This window comes from Streptosporangium heterodermiicola (assembly GCF_051390675.1).
Taxonomy (GTDB): Bacteria; Actinomycetota; Actinomycetes; order Streptosporangiales; family Streptosporangiaceae; genus Streptosporangium.
Genome location: NZ_JBPJSR010000009.1, coordinates 1 through 15,906 on the forward strand (window position 1 = coordinate 1; position 15,906 = coordinate 15,906).

The following is a 15,906-nucleotide window of genomic DNA, read 5'->3' on the forward strand; positions in this document are numbered from 1 at the left end:
ACCGGCCACGAGCGGCGCGCCGACCTTCTGGGCGATGTGTCTGGCCTGCACCTTGTCGCCGAGCGCGGTGATCGCGGCCGGGGGCGGGCCGATCCAGGTGAGTCCCGCGTCGATCACGGCCTGGGCGAACCCGGCGTTCTCGGCGAGGAAGCCGTAACCGGGGTGCACCGCGTCGGCCCCGGCCTCGGCGGCGACGGCGAGCAGCTTGGCGACGTCGAGGTAGGTCTCCGCGGGAGACCGGCCGCCGAGCGCGCGGGCCTCGTCCGCGACCCGGACGTGGAGCGCGTCCAGGTCCTGGTCGGCGTAGACGGCGACGCTGGCCAGCCCGGCGTCCTTGCAGGCGCGGGCGATCCGCACCGCGATCTCACCACGATTGGCGATCAGGACCTTGTGCACCGACGTCGTTCCCTTCAGTACGTTGCCAGTACGTGCGGACGGAGGACTGGCGGGCCTTCAACGGAGTGTAGGCGTCCTTTGATCGTGAGGGGGTGGCGGGTTCCTCCCCGCCGGCCGTGAGGAGCGGGGCCTGCCCTCTGACCGATCAAGAGGTGTCACCCGCCCCTTGAATTACCAAAAATCAAGACAATGGAGAACGTTTAACCTCTTGGCGACCGAGGGAACGTCCATAGCCGCTCGGCATAACCCGGATACCTCTGTGATCCTTACGCCTATCGTGATTTCGTTTGGCGACTCCCCCCGATCCCCCCGACACCGATTCAAAGGAGACTGGCATGAGCCAGAACTTGCTCGGCGGCAATCCCGCGGAAATGCAGCAGATGGCCACCCAGTTCACCCAGCAGGCCGACCAGGTCAGGGCCACCGTGGCCGCCCTCGACCGGGAGGCCGCGAAGGTCGGCACCGCCTGGACGGGGCCCGGTGCCCAGCGTTTCGGCGAGGCCTGGCAGAACTACCGGGCCGCTTTCCAGCGCATGTCCGAGGAACTCGCCGAGGCCTCCCGGGTCATCAACACCTATCGCGGCAATATCGAGTCCGCCACGCGATAGGAAACGGTCCGCCGAAACGGTCCGTCGAAACGCCCCGGCCCCCATGGGCCGGGGCGTTTTCTCATTGTCGGCCCTCATGCGACGGGACGGCCCTCAGGTGACGGCGGCCTGGACGGGGACCACCGAGCCCAGGGTCACCAGCAGGCCGCGGCCGGGGGGACCGCCGACCGCGCCGCGCGGCAGGCGGACGGTGAACAGGTCGCCGTCCGCGGGACTCTGGACCGACAGCAGCAGGCCCGTACGGCCCTTGCGGGCCTCGGCCGCGAACCCCCGGTAGGCGGTGGTCAGGTCCCCGGTGGTGCCACCGACGATCATGCCGTGCTCGCCGTCCCTGCCGCTGCGCAGCACCTGCTCCAGCGCGGTGCCCAGGGGGGAGTCCGCGGAGATCAGCTCCGCGTCGTCGACGATCACGACGTAGCGGTCCTGCCCCGCGACGGCCTCGTGCAGGTCGCCGCCCGCGTCCAGTACGGCCAGCACGCCCGGGGTGTCCACCAGCGTGCACAGCGGGCTGCGCCGGGGGGTGACGAGGACCGTGGGGGTGCCGTGGGAGAGCAGCGAGTGGGTGGCGGTCAGCAGCGCCGTGGACCTGCCCGACCTGGGCGGGCCCGCGACGACCGCGGCGGGACCGTGGGCGAGCAGGTCGACGCCGAGCGGCGCCAGCGAGTCGCCCCCGGCGCCGAGCAGCGCCCACAGCGGGGACGGCGGCCGGAAGGAGGGCACCAGGTCCAGGACCTGCGCCGCGGTGACGCGCATCGGCAGCGCGTCCACCCGCAGCGGCGGGTCGGCGGCGATCTCCGGTGCCGAGCGGGCCAGTGCCTGGAGCGCGGCGACCTGCGCCGGTCCCGAGGGGTCGTCGCGGAGCAGCGCGATCTGGCTCTCGGTCGTGCCGTGCTCGCCGGTCGACAGCGCGCGGCCCGGCGCGAGGGTCGCGGGCAGGTCCTTGACGGGCAGGCCGGCCAGCGCGTAGTCGGAGGGGTCGGCCAGCCGCAGGATCAGCCGGTCGTCGAAGACCGTGGAGATCTGCCCGATCAGCGCGGACCTGTCGCCGGTCACCACGGCACGCAGCCCGACCGCGGGCCCCTCGCGCAGCAGCTGCATCAGCGACTCGATGAGCCGCCCGTAGTCGTACGCCTCGAACGCGGCGACGAACCCCTCCCACCGGTCGAGCATCAGGACCAGCCACGGCAGCCGGGGACCGTCCGTGGCGGCGCGCAGCTCGGCCAGCGAGGCGTACCCGGCCTCGGCGAGGAGCTGCTGGCGCCGTCCCACCTCCGCGCGCAGCCGGGTCAGCAGCCGCTCCACCCGGTCGAGCTGGTCGCGGGTCACCACCGCCCCGCAGTGCGGCATCGCCATCAGCGGCAGCAGCGAGCCCGAGCCGCAGTCGATCGCGTGCACGTGCACGTCGTCGGGGGAGGCCCCGGCGGCGATCGCCCCCGCCAGCGTGCGCAGCGCGGTGGACCGCCCGCTGCGCGAGGCGCCCGCGACGAGCAGGTGTCCCCCGTGGGCGAGGTCGAGCGCGAGCGCCCGCCGGTCCTGCGCCCAGGGCAGGTCGGTGATACCGAAGGCGAGCGGCGGCACCTCCTCGGCCCCCGCCCGGTACGGCAGCCCGCCGGGCGCGTCACCGGGCAGCACGGGCGCCGGGAGGACGGGGACGGTCACGAGGTCGGGAAGCGGTTCGAGCCAGGGACTCGGCTGCTCGGCGACCCCGGAGAGGCGGGCCGCCTCGACCAGGGCGTCGGCGAGTATGGACAGGTCGGTGACGTGGCCGCTCTCGGCCCCGGCGTGGACCGCCCTGGGATGCCCCAGGGCCTGCCAGCCGACCTCCGTCACCCGTACCCTCACCTCGCCGCCCGACGCGCCGGGGCTCCGGCCGCCGATCCGCGCGGTCTGCACGGCCGTCGCCGCCCCCGCGCCCGACTTCACGTAGCACCGGCCGGGAGCGGACTTGGGGATGTACGAGGCGTCGGGGCGGCCGATGACGTCGGCCGACTCCGACGCCTCGGTGACCCGCAGGGCGATCCGCAGGGAGGTGTTGGCCTGGATGTCGGCGGTCACCACGCCGCCGGGCCGCTGGGTGGCGAGGATGAGGTGGATGCCGAGCGAGCGCCCTCGCCTGGCGATGTCGACCAGCCCGGTCATGAAGTCGGGCAGCTCGCTCACCATCGCCGCGAACTCGTCGATGACCAGCACCAGCCGGGGCAGCGGGGCCGGGGGCTCCATCGAGGAGGATGCCGCGCGCCCGCGCGGCGGCCTGGCCTGCCGGCCGCTCCCGGCGACGAGCAGGTCGCGGGAGGCGCGGGCCGTGCGGGCGTCGCGCAGCTCGTGGTAGTCCTCGATGTCCTTCGCCCCCACGGCGAGCAGCAGGCGCTCGCGGCGGCGGATCTCCGCGGCGAGCGAGGCCAGCGCCCGCTGGGTCAGGTGGCCGTCGAGGTCGCTGACCATGCCCACCGTGTGCGGCAGCCGCACGCACTCCTTGAACGCGGCGCCGCCCTTGTAGTCGATGAGCACGAACGTCATCTCGTCCGGCCGGTTGGCCACCGCGAGCGAGCAGATCAGGGTCTGCAGCAGCTCCGACTTGCCCGCGCCCGTGGTGCCCGCGATGAGCGCGTGCGGCCCGTCCCTGCGCAGGTCGATCGAGAAGGGCCCCTCGGGGCCCGCTCCCACCACAGCCTCGGTGGCCCGGCCCCAGCGCCCGGCCAGGGCCGCGCCGGAGACCGACGGCAGCTCCAGCAGGTCCAGCAGCCGCGCGGAGTCCGGCAGGGCGAGCCCGGCGTCGTCGCGGCTGACGTCGCGGATCGGCGCCAGCGAGCGGGCCAGCCGGTCGCACCAGGCGGACGTCACCTGGTCGGCCAGGATCTCCCCGAGGTCGTCCAGGCCGCCGCCGCGCAGCCGCACCGTGCCGTCGGCCTCCACGGCGGCGACGGTCGCGCACTCCTCGGGCAGCAGCCGCTGGTCGCCGTCGATCGCCAGGGTGTAGACGCCCGCCCTGGGGCCCTGGCGCAGCACCTGGGGCATGCCGGGCAGGGCGCGCAGCACCTGCGCGCCGTCGAGCACGACCAGCACGTCGTAGGGGCGCTCGTCGTAGACGGGGGCGGCGTACGGCTGCTCGGACCCCGTACCCGTGGCTCCGCCCAGGTCGCCCCAGCCGGCCGGGATGCGCCCCGGCTTGGCCGCGGGGCCCCCGGCGGCGTCGTCGCCGAGGCGCTCGTCGATCAGCGCGGCGAGCTCGCTCACCCGGCGGGCCGCGGCCTCCGGGTCGGCGCCGACCAGGGCCACGCAGTCCTCGCCGCCGCGCGGGGCGCAGTGCGGCAGCCAGCGGACCCAGTTCCAGCGCTCCTCGCCGTCGCCGTGCGCGGACAGGACGACGATCGCCAGGTCGCGCGGGCTGTGCAGGGCGGCGGCCTGGCCGACCAGCCAGCGCGCCACCCCGGCCGCCGTGTTCCTGGGCCCGGTCAGGCCGGCGACGCCCAGGCGGCGCATGGCGAGCGCCACCGGCACCGCCTGGCAGGTGGGCGGCGCGGGCAGCGGGGCGTCGACCGGCGCGGAGCGCTCCGCGGCGAACTCCAGGTCGGCGGGGAGGTCGGCGAGGCCGACCCGCAGGCGCAGCGCGTCGGGGTCGTGGTCGCGCCGTTCCCAGAGCCGCCGCCGGGGGCCGGTCACGGTGAGCAGCACCTCGGCGGGGTCGGGCGCGGCGGCGCGGCGGGCGGTCTCGTCGTCGGCGCGGGCGCGGTCCACAGCCGCCTCGAAGACCTTCAGTCGCTGCTTGTACTCCTTGACCTGCTGGCGGTACTGCTTGCGGCCGTGCCGCCTGTCGCTCCACCACTGGCCGATCATGATCAGTGGCGTCATGAACGCGAACAGCAGGAAGTACCAGGAGTTGAGGGCGACGCACATGCCCACCCCCAGCGCGGCGGGCAGGAACGCGGTGAGCAGCTGCAGCCGCATGGTCTCGGCCCGTCTGGGCTCGGCCGGGACCTCGAAGCGCCGCGCGCCGCCCGGCGGCCGGAACCTGGGCGGCCGGTTGTAGGCCAGCCCTCCGTCGGGCTGCGCGTCCAGGTGGGCGTCGGGCGGCTCCACCGCCTTGAGGGTGAGCACGGTCCCGCCGCAGCTCAGCAGGGCGTGCTCGGACCAGGGCAGCGGGCCCTCCAGGGGGTCGCGGTCCAGCAGGGGTGTCGTGCCCTCCCCGGGTTCCACGGTGATGGCGTCCGGGGTGAGCCGCACCACCGCGGCCCGCGCGGGCAGCCGGGGGTCGGTCACGGCCACCGAGCAGGCGGGGTCGGAGCCGATGGTGTGCACCCCCAGGCTGAGGCGGTGTACCGACCCCGCGGCGGGCCCGCCGACCACCCGGATCTCCACGATCCCGCCGGGCTCCTCGGCGAGCGTGGCCACCGCGAGGGAGCGGTCGAGGGTGACGAGGTCGCCGTCGCGGAGCAGGCCGAGCGCGGGGGCGCCGGGGTCGAGGGGACGGCCGTCCATCCAGAGCGTCGGGGGCTCGGCCCCGGCGGAGTCGCGGTCCAGCCCGTACGGGGCCTTGCTGCGCGTCAGCCGCACCACGTTGCTCGGCCGCTCGCCCCCCTGGCCCGCCAGGGACTCCGCGAGCCGTGCCACCGTGGTCGTCTCGTCGCCCTCGACCACGACATCGCGGTCGGCGTGCTCGTTGAGCACGGTGAGCATGATCCGCATCGCCGCTCTCCTCGGGTCAGGCCCCGGATCCACCGTACAGAGTGAAAACCGTCCCCGAGAGAGTGTTCGTGGCAATGTCACGACTCGCGACCGGTATGTGGAAAACGATGAAACCTGTGGATAACTATCTGGGGGCGTTGACCGGTTATGCCGTCCCAGGTGGGCATTTGATGATACGAGGGTCTGCGGGCGGCGGCCTGTGCGCGAGGCCGGGCTGTGGAAAACCTGTTCGGAGAACGAGGGGGGAACGACGGGATTCCGGTCCGTGCCCGATCTGCGTGCGGCCGAGTCCGATCGGCGCCTCGGAGCGTCGGGGAAGGCGGCCGGAGCCGGGCACGTGAATGAAGGGTGAAAAAGGTGGGGCGATTGGTACGAGAGTTAATTACCGTCCTTATCACCCAGATAAGTCTTCCGTCATCTAGCCAAACGGCCATCTTCTTCTGAAGTGGCGTTGACAGACGTGTTCCTATCAAACGAGCATGGGTCCTGGATTTTGCCCGACAGCCCGTCGGCATGGTGCGCATAATGGCGTAAATTCGACCAGTAGTTCCCCATATTTATGATCACTCTGGGAGTCCCCCTACCCATGAGGACCAGTGAGAAGCCAACGGGCCGTGTCCCGGTCAACGCCGAGCGCCAGACTTCGGCGGGCAGCCTGTCGGGCCCGGCGTCGCGCAAGCTTCCCGTGCCCCCACGCGAGCGCAAACCAGCCCTCGCCGCCCTCGCCGTCCTCCTCATCCTGGGCGGCGCCCTCGCCACCACGCTGCTCGTCCTGCGCAGCGGCGACCGCGTCTCGGCGATCGCCATCTCCCAGCAGGTCGGTGCCGGGCAGCCCTTCACCGAGGCGATGCTGAGGGAGGTCCAGATCGCCGACACCGGCATCGGCTACGTGGCCTGGTCCCAGCGCGCCCGCGTCACCGAGAACTTCGCCCGGGTGACCCTCATCCCCGGCACGCTCCTCACCCGCGACATGGTGGTCTCCGCCAGCAGGGAGCTCGGCCCCGGCAAGGCGCAGGTCGGCCTGTCGCTCAAACCCGGCCAGACACCCGGCACCCTGGAACGCGGAGACCGGGTCCAGGTCGTCCACGTGCCGAGCAGGGGCGCCGGAGGCGACCGGGAGAGCCGGGTGCTGGCGCAGAGCGCCCTGGTCCACCAGATCGGCACACCGGGCAGGACCGGGGCGAACGGCCTGGTCACCATCATCGTCGACAGTTCCATCTCGCCGGAGATCGTCGCGTACGCCTCCACCGGCGAGATCGCGCTCGCCGAGCTGCCGGGAGCGCGCTGACGTGGCGCTCATCGTGCTGGCCGCCGACAAGGGCGCACCCGGCGTGACCACGGCGGCGACCGCGCTCGGCGCGATCTGGCCGCGCCCGGTGCTGCTCGCCGAGTGCGACCCGGCGGGCGGCGACCTCGCCTACCGCCTGCCCGCCGCCGACGGCGGCGTGCTCAACCCCGCCAGGGGCCTGCTCACCCTGGGGGCCACGGCCCGCCGGGGCCTGCACCCCGACCAGATCCACGAGCACACCCAGAAGATCATCGGCGGCCTGGACGTGCTGGCCGGGCTCACCCACGGCGAGCAGGCGTCCGGGCTGACCTGGCTCTGGGGCCCGCTCGGCCGCGCGCTGGCCACGCTGCCCGACGCCGACGTGCTGGCCGACTGCGGGCGCCTCGGCGGGCACCCCCAGCTCGCCGAGCTGACCGCGGAGGCCTCGCTCGTCGTGCTGTTCACCAGGGCGAGCCTCGACCACGTCGCCCACCTGCGCGAACGCCTGCAGATCATGCCGCGCGAGCCCCAGGTGGGCGTGGTCGTGATCGCCGACCCCCGCCAGTACCGCACGACCATCGACGAGGTGCGCCGGATCGTCGCGGGCACCGGCAGGCACGTCGCCTTCGTGAGCGGGCTCGCGCACGACCCCAAGGGCGCGGAGCTGCTGCGCGGCCAGTGGGGCGGGCGCCTGGACCGCTCCCTGCTGATCCGCACCGCCAGGGAGCTGGGCGGCCGTCTCGACGCCCAGCTCCGCGCCCAGGAGTCGGCGGAGTCGGCCTACCGCGCCCGGGAGCAGGCCGCCCGCCTGCCCGCCGAGCCGTCCCGCTCGCCCGCCGAGCCGACGGGCGGGGCGAGGCCGTGAGCATCGACGTGACCATCGATCACACGCCGGTCGGGCGCTTCCGGCAGGGGGCGAGGCCGTGACCATCGATCAGATGCCGGTCGGGCGCTTCCGGCAGGGGGCGCGACCGTGACCATCGACCACACGCTGGTCAAGCGCTTCCGGCAGGACGTCGGCGACCGGCTGGCCCACCAGCGCCGCCTCGACCAGGCGAGTGGCCTGCTGCCGATGACCGGCGAGGACGAGCGCCAGTTCGCCCGCGCCCTGATCGCCCAGATCCTGGAGGAGTTCGCCCGCGGCGAGATCGGCGTCGGCAGGACACCGCCCACCGCCGAGGAGGAGGAGGCGCTGGCGGCCGGGATCCACGCGGCCCTGTTCGGCGTCGGCCGCCTCCAGCCGCTGCTCGACGACCCCGAGGTCGAGAACATCGACATCAACGGCTGCGACCGGGTGTTCGTCGGCTACGCCGACGGCCAGGAGCTCATGCGCGAGCCTGTGGCCGAGTCCGACGAGGAGCTCGTCGAGCTGATCCAGATCCTCGCCGCCTACAGCGGCCTGTCCAGCAGGCCGTTCGACACCGCCAACCCCCAGCTCGACCTGCGCCTCCCCGACGGATCCCGTCTCTCAGCCGTGATGGACGTGACGGTGCGCCCGTCCATCTCCATCCGCCGTTCCCGGCTGGGCAAGGTGTTTCTTACCGATCTCGTGGGAAACGGCAGCCTGACTCCGGAATTGGGGCGTTTTCTCTCGGCCGCGGTGTCGGCGAGGAAGAACATCATGATTTCCGGCTCGACGAACGCCGGGAAAACGACCCTGTTGCGCGCGCTCGCCAATGAGATTCCGCCGTCCGAGCGGCTCATCACCGTCGAGCGCGCCCTGGAACTCGGCCTCGACCAGTTTCCCGAGCTCCATCCCAACGTGGTCGCCTTCGAGCAGCGGCTCCCCAACTCCGAGGGCCAGGGCGAGATCACCATGGCGGAGCTGGTCCGCCGCTCCCTGCGCATGAACCCGTCCCGGGTGATCGTCGGTGAGGTCCTCGGCGACGAGATCGTCACCATGCTCAACGCGATGACCCAGGGCAACGACGGCTCGCTGTCGACCATCCACGCCAACTCCTCGATGGAGGTCTTCAACCGCATCGCCACCTACGCGCTCCAGGCCTCAGAGCGCCTGCCGATCGAGGCCACCCACATGCTCATCGCGGGCGCGATCGACTTCGTGGTGTTCATCGAGAAGCGCAACGACTACGCGGTGGGCGGCAGGCTGCGCCGCTTCGTGTCGAGCGTGCGCGAGGTGGCCGGGGTGGACGGCCGGGTGCTCTCCTCCGAGGTGTTCGCCACCGCGCCCGACGGCCGCGTCCTGCCGCACGCGCCCGTGTCGTGCCTGGAGGAGCTGGCCCACTTCGGCTACGACCCGGGAGGCTGGGCATGACCTTCCCGCCGGGCCTGTTCGACCCGCTCGTGCTGCTCTCCGGCCTCGCGCTCGGCGCCGGGCTGTTCCTGCTCTTCCTCTCCCTGTACGGGGTGCCCGTCAAGCCGTCCACCCCCGGCAGGACGGCGGGCAGGCGCGAGTTCCTGCGCGCCCTGTCCACCCGGACCGCGGTGGGGGCGATCGTCGGGGTGGTCGTGCTCGTGGTGACCGGGTGGCCGGTCATGGCCGTGGGAGCCGTACTCCTCGCCATCGCCTGGCGGGGCCTGTCCGGCGGCGCCGCGGAGGAGCGGACCGCGATGCGGCGGCTGGAGGCCCTGGCCGCCTGGACCGAGTCGCTCCGCGACACCATCGCCGGAGCGGCCGGGCTGGAGCAGGCGATCCCGTCCTCGATCCGGGCCGCCGCCCCCACGCTCCGCCCGCACCTGCGGTCCATGGTCGACCGCCTGCACACCAGGATGGCGCTGCCCGACGCGCTCAGGCTGTTCGCCGACGAGCTCGACGACCCCTCCGCCGACCTGGTCGTGGCCGCCCTCATCCTCAACTCCAAGCTGCGCGGCCCCGGCCTGCGCGACGTCCTCGGCGCGCTGGCCGTGTCGGCGCGCGAGGAGCTCGACATGCGCCGCCGCGTCGAGGCCGAGCGCCGCTCCACCCGCCGCAGCGTGCAGATCGTGGTCGGTACGGCCGTCGCCTTCGCCGTGATGCTCGTCGTGTTCAACCCCTCCTACGTCGAGGAGTACGACAACACGCTCGGCCAGGCCGTGCTCGTGGTGGTCGCCGGTCTCTTCGGCGCCGGGTTCGCCTGGATGCGCCGCCTGGCCCGCTTCGACAAGCCCGCCCGCCTGCTCGGCCTGCCCTCCGGAGGTGAGGTACGCGATGACTGAGGCGCTGCTCGCCGGATCGGTGCTCGGGATAGGCCTGTTCCTGCTGTTCAGAGCGTTGTTCCCGGCCCGCCCCGGGTTGGTGACGCGACTGCTGGCCCTCGACGCGGCCAGGGAGGGCACCGACGCGCCCCGGGCCCGGCTCATCCTGCCCGACGAGGAGGTCAGCGCGTTCCGGCGCGGCCTGGGCGAGCGGATGGCCCGCTTCTACGCCGCCAGGGGCTGGGAGGCGCGCTCCGCCAGGGCCGACCTCGCGCTGCTCGGCAGGTCGTTCGAGGGCTTCTTCGCCACCAAGGTGCTGCTGGCGGTCTCCGGGCTGCTGGCGTTCCCGCTGCTGGTCGGCTGGCTGGTGCTGATGGAGTGGGGCGTCTCCCTCACCGTCCCGCTGTGGGCGGCGCTCGCGGTCGCAGGGGTCTTCTTCGTCCTGCCCGACCTGCAGGTCAAGCGGGACGCCGCGCGGATGCGCCGCGACTTCCGGCACGTCGTCGGCTCCTTCCTCGACCTCGTCGCGATGAACCTGGCGGGCGGGCGGGGGGTGCCCGAGGCGCTGATGATGGCGGTCTCCGTGGGCACCCCGGGGCCCGACGAGGAGGGGGCCAACTGGGCGATGTCCCGCATCCGCGAGGCGCTCGGCAACGCCCGGATCGTCGGCATCACCCCCTGGCAGGCCCTCGGCCAGCTCGGTGACGAGATCAACGTCGACGAGCTGCGCGACCTGTCCGCCGCGCTCGGGCTCGTCGCCGACGACGGCGCCAAGGTCCGCTCCTCCCTCACCGCCCGCGCCGCGACCATGCGGCGCCGCGAGCTCGCCGAGATCGAGGGACAGGCCGGCGAGCGCTCCCAGTCGATGCTCGTCGCCCAGCTCCTGCTCTGCGCGGGCTTCGTGATCTTTCTGAGTTTCCCTGCCGCTATGAAGATGTTGGGGTCCTGACCATGCTGAGCCATCCGTGGATCGTCTACGCGGCCGCCGTTCTGAGCGTCCGGATCGAGAAGGCGCGCAGCGCCCCCACCCGGGGAGCCTCCGCCGTCGAATGGGTCATCATCACGGCCATCATCGCCGGGGTGGCGCTCGGACTCGCCACCCTCATCAAGACCCTCGTCGAGGGGAAGCAGGCCGAGATCTCCAACCAGTTCGGCGGAGGCGGGGGCGGCGGGGGCGGGGGCGGCGAACTTGGCGACCCGTGATCGCTCCCGGCCCCGCGACCGGGAGGACCGGAAGCACCGTGAGGTCCGGGAGATCCGTGAAGTGCGGGAGGTCCGTGAGGTCCGGGAGAGGGACGGCGGGCGCTACCGGGCGGAGAGATCGCGGCGCGGCGGGCGCTCCTGCCCCGGAGGCCCCGGAGGCCCCGGAGGCCACGGAGGTCCCGGAGGTTCCGGAGGCCGTGGCGGCGAGCGCGGTGCCACGGTCGTCGAGCTGGCGATCATCATGCCGGTGGTGCTGGTCGTCATCCTGCTCATCGTGCAGACCGCCCTCTGGTTCCACGGACGCCAGATCGCCGACGCCGCGGCGAGGGAGGGGGCGCGGCTCGCCCGGGTCGACACCGAGTCCTGGCAGCAGGACGCCGAGTCCCGCGCCCAGGAGCTGATCCGGACCGTCGGCCCGAAACTCCTCGAAGGCGCCACGGTCACGGCCTGGGAGGAGGGCGACATGCGGGGTGTCGAGGTGACCGCCTCGGCGGTCCAGGTCGTCCCGCTGCTGCCGTCCACCACGTTCACCGTCACCGCGCGCTTCGGCGGTCCCATCGAGTGCTTCCGGCCGGACGACGGAAGCGAAGGGTGTGAGTGATCCGCTTGATCCCCGAGACCGGCGGCGACCGCGGGTCGCTCAGCGCCGAGACGGTGCTGCTCGCCCCGGTCTTCCTGCTGTTCCTGCTGTTCCTGGTGGGCGCGGGAAGGGTGGTGGAGGCCCAGGGGGAGGTCAACGGCGCCGCCAGGGACGCCGCCAGGGCCGCCTCCGTCGAGCGCACCCTGTCCGACGCCGAGGCCGCGGCGGACGAGGCGGCCCGCGGCGCCCTGTCGGGCGAGTGCGAGCCGGAGGTCAGCCTGTCCGGTACGAAATGGGAGGAGGGCGGCCAGGTGCACGCCGAGGTGACCTGCTCCCTGGACCTGGAGTTCCTGGGCTTCGGCGCGGCCAAGGAGATGAAGGGCGACTCGGTGGTCCCGCTGGAGCAGTTCCGGAGGGTCGAGGAGTGAACCCCGTGGATCCGTCCCCTCCGGAGCCCCGGGCGCACCGGAGCCCCGTACGCCCGCCCGCGGCATGGAGAGGGTCCGTGCGGCCGTTCGTGGTGTGCCGGGTGGCCGGGCGTCCGGCGCGCCCGGCCGGTGGGAGGGGGCGGCGCCGGGAACGGGGGTCGATGTCGATCTTCACGGTGATCTTCTCGGTGGTGGTGTTCCTGCTGGCCGGGCTGCTCGTCGACGGAGGGGCGGCGATCAATGCCCGGCTGCGCGCGGCCGACGTCGCCGAGCAGGCCGCCAGGGCCGCCGCCGACCAGATCGACGTCGAGCACCTGCGCGCCACCGGCCAGGCCCGGCTGCTGGGGGAGGGGGAGACCTGCGCGCCGGCCGAGGAGATCGTCTCCGCCCACGGCGGCGGCGACGTACAGCTCACGGAATGCGCGCTCGGCGGCGGCCAGGCCGAGGTCACCGTGAGCGTCTCCGTCACCTGGAAGGCGTTCTTCCTCGCCGCCTTCGGCTTCCCGGGATCGGACATGAGGGCCGAGGCCACGGCCGGCCCGGACATCGGGGAAGACCAATTGCCGTGAATCGCTGGCCCAGCGGTTGACCGAGGACGAATCTGGACGGGGAGGGAGACGAATGCCCACGCGACAGCCCGCGCGCATCAAGGCCAGGCGCACACCGGGAGACCTGCTGGCGGGCCTCGGCGCGCTGATCGTCCTGGTCGCGCTCATCGCGGGGGTTCCCTACGCCCTGTACCGGCTGGCCGGGCCGCCGCTCCCGCCCGAGCTGCTCAACCTCGACCTGCTCACCAGCCAGGTGGGCACGAGCACGATCGTCGCGATCCTCGTGCTGCTGGTCTGGCTCGCGTGGCTGCAGCTGGTCGTCTGCGTGCTGGTCGAGATCTACGCCGGGCTGCGCAGGGTCGGCATGCCGGCCAGGGTGCCGTTCTCCGGCGGCACGCAGATGTTCGCCAACCGGCTGGTCTCCGCGGCCATGCTGCTGTTCACCGTCTCGGCGGTGGCCCTGCCGATCGCGAAGCTGACCAGCCTGCCGCCCTCCGTCCCCAGCGTCGTCTCCACCGGGCTCTCCTCGGTGTCCGGCCCGGCCGCCGACGAGCGGGCCGAGCTGGAGCCGGTGCGGAAGGCCAAGAAGGTGTACGTGGTGCAACCGCCGCACGGGCGCCATCACGAGAGCCTGTGGGAGATCGCGGAGAAGTGCCTCGGCGACGGGCGCCGGTATCCGGAGATCTACCGGCTCAACCAGCACAAGGAGCAGCCCGACGGCAGCCGTCTCCACATGGCCGACCTGATCAGGCCGGGCTGGGTCCTGGACATGCCGGACGACGCGCGCAACATCCACCTCGTCCCGGCCTCCCAGCCGCGCGACGACACCCTCAAGGACCACCGGGACAAGCCGGTGGAGCTGGACGGCCGCACCCAGACCTTCACCCCCGGCCGCGCGGACCTCCCGGCGGAGCCCGCGCCCGAGGTCTCAGACCCCCGCGGCAGATCCGGTGAGAAGGTCGGCGAGCGGGCCGGTGAGAGGGCCGGCGCCGACGGGACCGACGGGACGAGGGAGACAGGCCAGGACCGGGCGCGTCAGGACACCTCCCGCGACCCGGTGCCCGCCGAACGCCCCCCGCGGGCCGTACCCGACACCGTGCCCGACACCGTGCCCGACAGCGAGCGGCGGGCCCCGGCGGTGGCGGACCCCGCCGACAACACCGGCAGCATCGGCAGCACCGGCAACGCCGAGAGCGCCGACAGCGGGCAGGGCGCGGGGCAGGACATCGGGCTTGGGGCGCTCGACTACCTGGCGGGGGCCTCGCTCGCGGCGGCGGGACTGCTCGCCGCGCTCGGGCGCAGGCGCAGGCAGCAGCTCTGGCACCGGGCGTTCGGGCGCCGGATCACCCGGCCCAGGGACGACGCGGCCCAGGCCGAGCTCGCGCTCAGGCTCGGCGCCGACGCCCCCGGCAGCCGGATGCTCGACATCGGGCTCCGGCTCCTCGGCAGGTCCCTCGCCGCCGAGAACCGCGTACCGCCCACGATCTACGCCGCCCACCTGTCGCCGCAGACCCTCGACCTGTGGATCCACCCGCCCGACCCCGACGCGCCCGCGCCCTGGACCGCCCACGACGGCGGCCAGGTCTGGCGGCTCCCCGCGCACGAGGGCCGGATGATCGACGAGCGGGCGCTCGCCGACGCGCCCGCCCCGTACCCGGGGCTGGTCTCGCTCGGTTCCAACGGGGAGGGCCGGGTGCTCGTCGACCTGGAGGCCGCCCACGGGCCGATCGGCGTCAACGGCCCGCAGGCCACCGCCGCCCTCGCCGCGCTCGCCGTGGAGCTGGCCACCAACCGCTGGTCGGACCGGATGCGCGTCACCCTCGTCGGCTTCGGCGAGGAGCTGACCGTGATCGCCCCCGACCGGATCAGGTACGTGGGGGCCCTGGCGGAGATCCTGCCCGAGCTGGAGGCCGGGGCCGAGGGGCGCGTCCACGGCGGCGGGGTGCTCACCGGCCGGATCCACGGGCGCGCGGCCGATCCGGTCTGCACGCCGCACTACCTGCTGTCCGCGATCGCCCCCACCCCCGAGGAGGGCCGCCGGCTGGCGCTGCTCGCCAGGAAGGGCGTGCGGACGGCCGCCGGATACGTCGTCGCGGGCGAGGTGCCGCACGCCACCTGGAACTGGACGATCACCCAGGAGGGCCGCGCGGAGGTGGACGCGCTCGGCTTTGACGTGGCCGCGCAGCTGCTGCCCCGCCGCCAGTACCGGGCGCTGATCGACCTGTTCCTGGCGACCGAGCGGCTGGAGGGCGAGCCGCTCTCCGACGAGCCGGAGCCCGTCACGGACACGCCCTCGGTCGAGGTGCGCGTCCTCGGCCCCGCCGAGGTGGTCGGCCCGCCGCCCATGGAGGAGGGGCGGGCCGTGATCGCCGTCGAGATGGCCGTCTACCTGGCGACGCACCCCGGCGGCGTCCACCCCGTGGTGCTCGGTGGCATCCTCTGGCCGAGGGGCGTGCAGCCGGTGGTCAGGGACGCCACGATCGCCAGGGTCGTCGCCTGGCTGGGCACCGACAGCCAGGGACGGCCCAACCTCTACGCCGACGAGTCCGGGCGGCTCCGGTTCGGCCCCGAGGTGCGCAGCGACTGGATGCTCTTCCGCGACCTCGTCCGCCGCTCGCACGCCAGCCCCGCCGGACGTCCCGAGCTCCTCGACGGGGCACTGAGCCTGGTACGGGGCCCGCTGCTGAACGGCCGCCCGCGTGGCCGCTACGCCTGGCTCGCCGCCGACGACCTGGAGTACGACGTGACCGCGGGCGTCGCGGACGCCGCGCACCGGCTCTGCGAGGTGCGGCTGGCCCGTGGCGAGACCGACCAGGCCGTGGCGGCGGTGCGCGCCGGGCTGCTGCTGGCCGCGGACGACGAGGGGCTCTGGCGCGACCTGCTGCGGGCCACCCATCTCACCGCCGATCCCGTCCGCCTGCGCGCCGTGGTCGACGCCCTGCACCGGCGGGCCGCCTCCCACCCCTACGGCGGCGGGATGGCCCCCGAGACCGAGGCCCTCATCGACGAGCTGCTGCCCTCGTGGCGGATGCGCTCGGCCCCGACGGCATGACGGCCC

At 73.7% G+C, this 15,906-nt stretch carries 13 protein-coding genes; 11 read left to right on the forward strand and 2 right to left on the reverse strand.

What is annotated here, in order from left to right:
- Nucleotides 1–396: biotin carboxylase N-terminal domain-containing protein (locus ACSC1Q_RS20305; protein WP_436760275.1), on the reverse strand; the 396-nt coding region annotated here is incomplete at its 3' end.
- 335 nt (nt 397–731) lie between these two features.
- Here ACSC1Q_RS20305 and ACSC1Q_RS20310 point away from each other — a divergent pair.
- On the forward strand, nt 732–1,004 hold the full coding sequence (locus ACSC1Q_RS20310) for a WXG100 family type VII secretion target (RefSeq protein ID WP_344889587.1): 273 nt from the start codon (nt 732–734) through the stop codon (nt 1,002–1,004).
- Nucleotides 1,005–1,097: 93 nt separating this feature from the next.
- On the opposite strand, the gene ACSC1Q_RS20315 is transcribed toward ACSC1Q_RS20310, so the two are convergent.
- Nucleotides 1,098–5,687 (reverse strand): type VII secretion EssC family protein, encoded by a 4,590-nt coding sequence (locus ACSC1Q_RS20315; RefSeq protein ID WP_436760276.1) that lies wholly within the window; start codon nt 5,685–5,687, stop codon nt 1,098–1,100.
- A 586-nt stretch (nt 5,688–6,273) separates the two neighbouring features.
- On the opposite strand from ACSC1Q_RS20315, the gene ACSC1Q_RS20320 reads away from it, so the two are divergent.
- From ACSC1Q_RS20320 to ACSC1Q_RS20365, 10 genes are all read left to right on the forward strand, one after another.
- A complete protein-coding gene (locus tag ACSC1Q_RS20320; RefSeq protein ID WP_436760277.1) occupies nt 6,274–6,975 on the forward strand; it encodes a CpaB family protein in 702 nt (233 codons plus the stop codon).
- Between the two features lies 1 nt (nt 6,976).
- Nucleotides 6,977–7,819, forward strand: a complete 843-nt coding sequence (locus ACSC1Q_RS20325; RefSeq protein ID WP_436760278.1) for a CpaE/TadZ family protein — start codon at nt 6,977–6,979, stop codon at nt 7,817–7,819.
- Between the two features lie 108 nt (nt 7,820–7,927).
- Nucleotides 7,928–9,229: a TadA family conjugal transfer-associated ATPase gene (locus ACSC1Q_RS20330; RefSeq protein ID WP_436760279.1), complete on the forward strand. Its 1,302-nt coding sequence runs from the start codon at nt 7,928–7,930 to the stop codon at nt 9,227–9,229.
- Entirely contained in the window at nt 9,226–10,110 is an 885-nt protein-coding gene (locus tag ACSC1Q_RS20335) for a type II secretion system F family protein (protein WP_436760280.1), read from the forward strand. The genes ACSC1Q_RS20330 and ACSC1Q_RS20335 overlap by 4 nt, the downstream gene beginning before the upstream one ends.
- Nucleotides 10,103–11,038, forward strand: coding sequence for a type II secretion system F family protein (locus ACSC1Q_RS20340; RefSeq protein ID WP_436760281.1), 936 nt, complete (start codon nt 10,103–10,105; stop codon nt 11,036–11,038). Before ACSC1Q_RS20335 ends, ACSC1Q_RS20340 begins: the two co-directional genes overlap by 8 nt.
- A gap of 2 nt (nt 11,039–11,040) precedes the next feature.
- The gene (locus tag ACSC1Q_RS20345; RefSeq protein WP_344750273.1) at nt 11,041–11,292 is read left to right on the forward strand and encodes a hypothetical protein; all 252 of its coding nucleotides are present in this window, start codon (nt 11,041–11,043) and stop codon (nt 11,290–11,292) included.
- A gap of 61 nt (nt 11,293–11,353) precedes the next feature.
- Nucleotides 11,354–11,893 carry a TadE/TadG family type IV pilus assembly protein gene (locus ACSC1Q_RS20350; protein ID WP_436760282.1) on the forward strand — a complete coding sequence of 180 codons (540 nt, stop codon included), beginning with the start codon at nt 11,354–11,356 and terminating at the stop codon, nt 11,891–11,893.
- Nucleotides 11,890–12,300 (forward strand): TadE/TadG family type IV pilus assembly protein, encoded by a 411-nt coding sequence (locus ACSC1Q_RS20355; RefSeq protein WP_436760283.1) that lies wholly within the window; start codon nt 11,890–11,892, stop codon nt 12,298–12,300. The genes ACSC1Q_RS20350 and ACSC1Q_RS20355 overlap by 4 nt, the downstream gene beginning before the upstream one ends.
- A 161-nt stretch (nt 12,301–12,461) precedes the next feature.
- Complete coding sequence (locus ACSC1Q_RS20360; RefSeq protein WP_436760284.1) at nt 12,462–12,869, forward strand: pilus assembly protein TadG-related protein; 408 nt, start codon at nt 12,462–12,464, stop codon at nt 12,867–12,869.
- Nucleotides 12,870–12,921: 52 nt separating this feature from the next.
- A complete protein-coding gene (locus tag ACSC1Q_RS20365) occupies nt 12,922–15,900 on the forward strand; it encodes a BTAD domain-containing putative transcriptional regulator (protein ID WP_436760285.1) in 2,979 nt (992 codons plus the stop codon).
- Nucleotides 15,901–15,906: the final 6 nt, after the last annotated feature.